Source organism: Neisseria sp. P0009.S007 (genome assembly GCF_051962515.1).
In genome coordinates this window covers 1-865 of the sequence record NZ_JBQCVF010000698.1, presented here as the reverse complement: position 1 = coordinate 865, position 865 = coordinate 1, and the positions used below count along the sequence as shown (strand labels likewise).

The window sequence follows — 865 nt, the reverse complement described above, 5'->3', positions numbered from 1 at the left end:
GGATTTTGAACGGTCTGATCGCGGCCGACGATTTCGTCCAATGCGCCGAGCGCGGCAACGATGTCTGCCGTATCGGGTGTCAACACGACGATGCGTTGCGCGTGTGCAGTGCCGGCCAACGAAATAAGCGCGGAAAGCAGGAGGAGTTTGAGTTTCATTGTTTTTCCTTGTCGCATGCTTTCAGACGGCCTGCTCGCTTCCTCAGGCCGTCTGAAAACGGTTGAATCACATTAGAACTTCAGTTGTACGGTTGCGGCGAAATTACGGCCGGTTTCAGTGTACAAGTCCATCACACTGGTACGGCTCATGCCGGCAACATCTGCGTGCTGCCAGTATTTTTTGTTGCCGACGTTGTAGATGTTTGCGCCGATTTCGAGGTTTTTAAACGGCTTGTACCACGCGCCGACATCCCATACGCCATAACCTGGCGCTTGGAAAACAGTGTCGCTGCTGACGCGGCTGTGTTTTTTCGACCAGCGCAGCTTGGTACCGACACCCCATTTTTCCTGCGTGTAATCCAAACCCAAAACACCGTTGAGCGGATAAGCGGAATCCAACGGTTTGCCGTCCTGCTGCTCACCGCGCATCCAAGCGATGCTGCCGGAGACTTGCCAGCCCGGCAGGAATTTGTAGGCGGCAGAAGCTTCAGCACCGTAGGTTTTGACGTGATCAAGGTTTTGATATTGGTACTGGATAATCGGGCGTCTGCCAACAGTGGAGGTACCGATTTCAGTGCGGTTGATGAAGTTGCGGTAACGGTTGTAGAACGCGGTGACTTGCGCACGGGCGCGTTCGTTTTTGAACTTCATCCCCAATTCAAAGCTGTTGGAGCGTTCGGATTTGAGGTTGGCATTGGGAATGACGG

The 865-nt window shown here is 53.6% G+C and carries 1 protein-coding gene and 1 pseudogene; both read right to left on the bottom strand.

Annotation, left to right across the window (positions count from 1 at the left end; translation table 11 throughout):
- A pseudogene (locus tag ACTHS3_RS15770) lies at positions 1-158 on the bottom strand (hemin ABC transporter substrate-binding protein); the annotation flags it as partial.
- A gap of 72 nt (positions 159-230) precedes the next feature.
- Positions 231-865 (bottom strand): TonB-dependent receptor domain-containing protein (locus ACTHS3_RS15765; protein ID WP_440368477.1); only part of this gene is annotated, 635 nt, incomplete at its 5' end.